Annotated in this window: 1 protein-coding gene and 1 pseudogene; both read left to right on the top strand. The window is 47.6% G+C overall.

The genetic code is table 11. The annotated features are described in order from the left end of the window. Nucleotides 1-218 (top strand): ABC transporter permease subunit (locus tag HBA93_RS19240; protein WP_353619407.1); only part of this gene is annotated, 218 nt, incomplete at its 5' end. Nucleotides 219-221: 3 nt separating this feature from the next. Continuing rightward, a pseudogene (locus HBA93_RS24360) lies at nt 222-374 on the top strand (ABC transporter ATP-binding protein); the annotation flags it as partial.

Here is a 374-nt window from a genome sequence, read left to right as displayed (position 1 = left end):
GCATCATGCTTGAAGCAACTTTGTCTTTCCTCGGAATTGGTCTGCCGGTGACAGAACCGTCACTCGGCCTGCTTATTTCAAACGGTTTTGAATATATGCTTTCAGGTGATTACTGGATCAGCCTTTTCCCAGGCGTTGCACTCTTATTACTGATTGTTTCCATCAATCTGATCGGTGATGCGCTGCGCGACATCCTCAACCCTCGCAGAGAAGGCTGAGCTATGAATAAGACAACTAGTCCGATCCTTTCGATTGCAGGTCTCAATACGTCGTTTCGTGTTAACGGAGAATGGCGCAATGTCGTGCGCGATGTCAGTTTTGATATTGCGCCTAAAGAAACTGTTGCCGTAGTGGGTGAATCCGGTTCCGGTAAA

This window comes from Ochrobactrum sp. SFR4 (assembly GCF_019730395.1).
Taxonomy (GTDB): Bacteria; Pseudomonadota; Alphaproteobacteria; order Rhizobiales; family Rhizobiaceae; genus Pseudochrobactrum.
This window is presented reverse-complemented; position numbering and strand designations above follow the sequence as displayed.